The following is a 5596-nucleotide window of genomic DNA, read 5'->3' on the forward strand; positions in this document are numbered from 1 at the left end:
CGTCTCTGGCGCCGAATTAGACGAAGCGATCAAAGCACGTGGCGCAATGCCATTGCCCCCATATATCAGCGCGAAGCGCGCGCATGATGATCAAGACGACACGGACTATCAAACGGTCTATGCGCAACACGATGGCGCGGTAGCCGCGCCAACTGCAGGCCTGCATTTTACCGATGAATTGCTTGCACAAATCGCAGCAAAAGGCGTTGAAATAGATTACGTCACGTTGCACGTGGGGGCTGGCACATTCTTGCCCGTTAAAGCTGACGATACCGACGACCATAAAATGCACGCCGAATGGGGCGAACTGAGCGCGCAAACGGTTGAAAATATCAAAAAGTGTCGCGCAAATGGCGGACGAATATTCGCTGTTGGCACCACCAGCCTACGCGTGCTCGAATCCGCAGCATTTGATGGCGAGCTGAAGCCATTTTGCGGTGAAACCGATATTTTCATTACCCCTGGCTACAAGTTCAACGCCGTTGACGTGTTGATGACGAATTTTCATCTCCCGAAATCAACCTTATTTATGCTGGTCAGCGCGTTCTCTGGATTAGAAAACATGCGCAACGCCTATAAACACGCGATCGAAAACAACTATCGCTTTTACTCATTTGGCGATGCGTCGCTTTTGTTTCAGGAACAGAAATGACCCAGCAAGAATTCTCGTTTGACCTCAAGAACACCAACAACGGCGCGCGATTGGGTGAAATCTCAACGCCGCGTGGCAATATTCGCACGCCTGCGTTTATGCCCGTTGGCACCGCGGCAACCGTAAAAGGTATGTATCCCGAACAAGTGGAAGCGCTTGGTGCGGATATCATTTTGGGCAACACTTATCACCTTATGTTGCGCCCAGGTGCCGAGCGCATGGCAAAGTTGGGCGGCTTGCATGAGTTTGCCCAATGGAAAAAACCAATTCTGACGGATAGCGGCGGTTTTCAGGTCATGTCCTTGGCAAAGCTGCGCAAACTTAATGAAAATGGGGTGTCGTTCAAATCGCATATTGATGGGTCTTCGCACCTTTTGACTCCCGAACGCTCTATTGAAATCCAAACACTGTTGGGTTCGGATATTCATATGCAGCTTGATGAGTGCGTAGCACTTCCAGCGGAACTGGCTGAAATAAAAAGGGCGATGGAGCTGTCCATTCGCTGGGCCGAGCGGTCAAAGACTGCTTTTGGCACACAGCCCGGTCATGCTTTGTTTGGCATCGTGCAAGGTGGCGACAACGAAGTTCTACGTCTGGAGTCGGCCAAGCAGCTGACAAATATCGGATTTCACGGCTATGCCGTTGGTGGACTGGCCGTTGGTGAACCTCAAGCAACAATGTTTGAAGTTCTTGATTATACGACACCTGCTTTGCCAACAGAAAAACCACGTTACTTGATGGGCGTTGGTAAACCCGATGATTTGTTGGGCGCTGTAAAGCGCGGCATTGATATGTTTGATTGTGTTCACCCAACAAGGGCAGGGCGCCACGGACACGCCTACACGCGTTTTGGGGTGATCAACATAAAAAATGCGCGGCATAAAGAAGATGCGCGACCATTGGACGAACAATCGCCAAATGAAAATTGCCGTCGTTTTCAACGCGCTTATTTGCATCATTTGCTCAAAGCGAACGAAATGTTGGGTGCGATGCTTTTAAGCCAGATAAATTTGGCCTATTACCAAGAATTGATGCAGGGCGCACGCGCCGCAATCGCACAAAACCGTTATGATGATTATGTGGCTGAAACCCGCGCGGGATGGGAAAGAGGCGACATCGAACCTTTAGGATAGGCACTTCTATGTCAGAACAAAACGTTGCTCAAGATCTCGCAAAATTGGATGCCGACCGCCAACGAATTGAACAAATCCATATGCGGGACATGTTCCGAAATGATCCGCAACGTTTCAAAAAATTCTCGCTTTGTGCCGGAGAGTTGTTCCTTGACTACTCCAAGAACAGAATTGACGAAAAATCACTCGCTAGTCTTTTTGATCTAGCCCGCACTTCAGGTGTCGAAACGCTTCGCGACCAAATGTGGTCAGGTGAACACATAAATTCGACAGAAGATCGCGCCGTCATGCATATGGCTTTGCGCCACCAAGGCAATGACCAACGAATAGTCGATGGCGAAAACATTTCCGCCCCCATTCGCAAAGTGTTGGCCGCCATGCGTGCCTATGCGACATCCCTGAGATCTGGCGAGATAAATGGCTCGACGGGCAAGAAAATCACAGATGTTGTCAATATTGGCATTGGCGGTTCAGACCTTGGCCCCGCAATGGTTGTGCGCGCGCTTTCTCCATTCGTATCGGAAATCAAGCCGCATTTTGTCTCCAACGTCGATGGCTCAGACATCGCGGATACGCTTAATGGGCTCAACCCAGAGACTACGCTGTTTATCGTGGCGTCCAAGACATTTACGACAGATGAAACGATGACCAATGCCAACTCCGCGCGCAAGTGGTTGTCTGCTGCGCTTGGAGATGCCGCAGTTGGGGATCATTTTGTTGCGGTTTCAACAAATCTGGCTGCTTGTGCAAGTTTTGGCATTCAGCAAGACCGAATTTTCGGCTTTTGGGATTGGGTTGGCGGACGCTATTCGGTTTGGAGTGCCATTGGCCTTTCGGTCATGTTAGCGATTGGTGCTGATCATTTTGATGACTTCTTGATTGGCGCTGCTGAATTGGATCAGCACTTCCTAACCGCACCACTCGAGCAGAATATGCCCGTTATTATGGGGCTGTTGGGCGTCTGGTACCGCAATGCATTTGATTTCTCAACCCACGCCGTTTTGCCATATGACGAGCGCTTGGGGCGCTTTGCCGCCTATTTGCAGCAGCAGGATATGGAAAGCAATGGCAAGTCTGTTCAGCGCGATGGAACATCGGTGAACTATGCAACTGGTCCTATTGTTTGGGGCGAGCCGGGCACCAACGGGCAACATGCATTCTATCAATTGATCCACCAAGGTACGGATGTCATTCCCGTCGATTTTTTGTTGGCGGCACAAGGTGAAGAAGACTATCCCGTTCACCATGAAAAGCTAGTGGCAAATTGTTTCGCACAATCTGAAGCCTTGATGCTGGGCAAAACCATTGAACAGGTGACAGAAGAACTGCATGGAGCGGGGGTGAGCTCTGAAGCAATAAAAGAACTGGCGCCGCATAAAGTGTTCCCAGGCAACCGCCCCTCCAACACCATTCTTTATAAGAAGCTGACCCCCAAAACCCTTGGCAGCTTGATTGCGCTTTATGAGCACAAGGTATTTGTGCAAGGCGCCATTTGGAACGTCAATTCCTACGATCAATGGGGTGTGGAATTGGGCAAACAATTGGCCAAAGCCCTCTTGCCCAAAGTACAAGGCCATGAAGCAGCAACCGCGCATGATTGTTCGACCCAAGGATTGTTGCAGCGCTTCCAGTCATTGCGCTAGAGCGAGTTCAAGAAACTAAGCAGTTGATTCCGTTCATTCAATTCGAGTGAACGGAAATCTTCTTTTGAACTTGCCGCTTCACCATCATGCCACAAAATGGCTTCCGTAAGTGTTCTTGCTCTACCATCATGTAGATAATTCTCATTCCCGTTGACTTCTTTGGTGTACCCAAGGCCCCATAGCGGCGGGGTGCGCCATTCCTGCGCCAATTCAGTGTCGCCAAATGCCGGATCGCGCAATCCATTTCCCATATCGTGCAACAGCAAGTCTGTGTACGCAGGTGCAAATTCCTGCTCTTGGTCAAACTTTGCGACGTGACAAGTCTGGCAGCCAATCGACTGAAACAGTTTTTCCCCTGCCAACACATCGTCATTATCGACACGCCTGCGAGGTGGCACGGCCAGGTTGGCGCTGTAAAGCGCAAGTATTCGGGCCTCATTGCCATCAAGTTCAGTGGTTTTGTTCTCCGGCTGGGTTAGGCTCGCCTGTAAACATTGCGGCTGAAACTGTGTGCAATCGCCAGCGTATGCGGAAAAGAGGGGTGTTGAAATGCCCATGTCACCGCTAGCGGCTTTGGAGGTTTGATGAAGTACAGTTGGTGTTTCAGCTTTCCAACCAAAACGCCCAATTTCACCGTTTGCAAGAAATGAAATTCGTCCAGAAATACCATCTTTATTCAAATCAAAAGGATCAGCATTCTGCGCTAGGGTCTCTTCTGGAACCGTTTCTAAGAACCCTAAGCCAATCAGAGCTTGCGGTAACCGTCCAGACAATTTGGCTTCTGGCTCCAACTCACCATAGGCAAGGTCTGTCGCTTCATACACCGGGTGTTGAAGCTCCACTAAGTCGCCGGTAGCCATTGTTTTTGTTGTTGTTATGTATGTCACCCGAACAATCGCCTCCGGTGGTGTTCCCACGCCATTCACTTGTATTTGGCTGCCATAGATTTTGTCTGATCTCGTGCCAAATTCAAGAGATGGAATGCCAACTGCTATAACAAATGAGGGCGAGAACGAACCTTGTGCAGGGGCCTGTCCGCGTCCATCTCTGACGTGACAGCTTGCACAAGAGTTTGCAGAAAACAAAGGTCCTAAACCGCTCTGGGTGCCATCCGCGTGTTCGTGTACTTTCCATTCATGGTGAAACAACCCCCTGCCATAGTTGAATTTGGCGAGGTCTGATGAATTCAGTTTAGGATCAGCTAGAGAAAACGCAGTGGGACCAAAAAGAACAAGTTGATCGCCGGCGGCTGCAGATGTGAGGCCGAACAAAACTAAAGCAAATAGTCCAACATATCGCGTCATCATGAATAAGCTTATCACGGCAGCTTAACCCAATCACCAACTCCTTGACATAGTCGGACGCAATGTACAAAGTGGACAAAAAGTCCAAATATGGAGCTGATGTGCGTATTTTAAATCGGGAAGAAATTGTTAGCCTGTCTGACTTCAATTCGATGGCTGACGCAATTGAGCGTTCCTACATCGCAGTCTCCAATGGTGGGGCAACTATTCCACCAGTTGGCTATTTGCCGCTCGCGCAACACAATGGCGATTGCCACGTAAAATTCGGCCATTTGCACGGAGATAGTGTCTTCATCGTAAAAATCGCAACTGGTTTCTATGATAATGCTAAATTGGGATTACCCACCAGCAACGGCATGATGGTCGCACTATCAGCGCAAACAGGTGAGGTGGTGGCCATCTTGCAGGATGAGGGGTTTCTCACTGATCTCAGAACAGCAATAGGTGCAGCAATTGCCACCAGAACATTGGCAAAACCAAGTGCTAAGAATGTCCTGGTCGTTGGAGCAGGAATCCAAGCAACACAACAGATTTTGGCACTCAAAAATCTTATGCCAGAGCGCACTTTCAATTTCAAAGTATGGGCGCGCAGTGCTGAAAAACTAGCGAAATTTGTCGAAGAGATGAACGCGGCAGATTGTAAGTTATCCCAATGCACAAATTTGGAGTTAGGCTGTGGTGAGGCCGAGATAATAATGACGACCACACCCAGTAGAACGCCAATCATTATGGATGAGTGGGTGCAAACCGGCACTCACATCACAGCATCTGGCGCGGATGCGCCCGGAAAAAGCGAGCTTGATATATCGCTCATCAAAAGAGCACATATACTGGTGGCTGACAAAATTGACCAATGCCTTGATC

The 5596-nt window shown here is 49.4% G+C and carries 5 protein-coding genes; 4 read left to right on the plus strand and 1 reads right to left on the minus strand.

The window, feature by feature from the left end; genetic code table 11:
* The 3 genes from queA to pgi all read left to right on the plus strand — a co-directional run.
* The coding region (gene queA / locus Q0231_RS15800) for a tRNA preQ1(34) S-adenosylmethionine ribosyltransferase-isomerase QueA (RefSeq protein ID WP_299349064.1) at positions 1-652 on the plus strand (652 nt) is incomplete at its 5' end.
* Positions 649-1785, plus strand: coding sequence for a tRNA guanosine(34) transglycosylase Tgt (gene tgt / locus Q0231_RS15805; RefSeq protein WP_269394267.1), 1137 nt, complete (start codon positions 649-651; stop codon positions 1783-1785). The genes queA and tgt, both read left to right, overlap by 4 nt.
* Positions 1786-1793: 8 nt before the next feature.
* A complete protein-coding gene (gene pgi, locus Q0231_RS15810) occupies positions 1794-3428 on the plus strand; it encodes a glucose-6-phosphate isomerase (RefSeq protein WP_299349067.1) in 1635 nt (544 codons plus the stop codon).
* On the opposite strand, the gene Q0231_RS15815 is transcribed toward pgi, so the two are convergent.
* Positions 3425-4735 carry a di-heme oxidoredictase family protein gene (locus tag Q0231_RS15815; protein ID WP_299349070.1) on the minus strand — a complete coding sequence of 437 codons (1311 nt, stop codon included), beginning with the start codon at positions 4733-4735 and terminating at the stop codon, positions 3425-3427. The two genes, pgi and Q0231_RS15815, sit on opposite strands and share 4 nt — an antisense overlap.
* Positions 4736-4833: 98 nt before the next feature.
* On the opposite strand from Q0231_RS15815, the gene Q0231_RS15820 reads away from it, so the two are divergent.
* Positions 4834-5596, plus strand: a 763-nt coding sequence (locus Q0231_RS15820) for a hypothetical protein (RefSeq protein ID WP_299349073.1), incomplete at its 3' end; no start/stop codon positions are given.

The organism is uncultured Maritalea sp. (assembly GCF_937139385.1).
GTDB classification, from domain to species: Bacteria; Pseudomonadota; Alphaproteobacteria; order Rhizobiales; family Devosiaceae; genus Maritalea; species Maritalea porphyrae_A.

Bases quoted from the DNA above. Each gene is read 5' to 3' on its own strand.
- tgt (WP_269394267.1), top strand. From the start codon at position 649: ATGACCCAGCAAGAATTCTCGTTTGACCTCAAGAACACCAACAACGGC.
- Q0231_RS15815 (WP_299349070.1), bottom strand. From the start codon at position 4,735: ATGATGACGCGATATGTTGGACTATTTGCTTTAGTTTTGTTCGGCCTC.
- pgi (WP_299349067.1), top strand. From the start codon at position 1,794: ATGTCAGAACAAAACGTTGCTCAAGATCTCGCAAAATTGGATGCCGAC.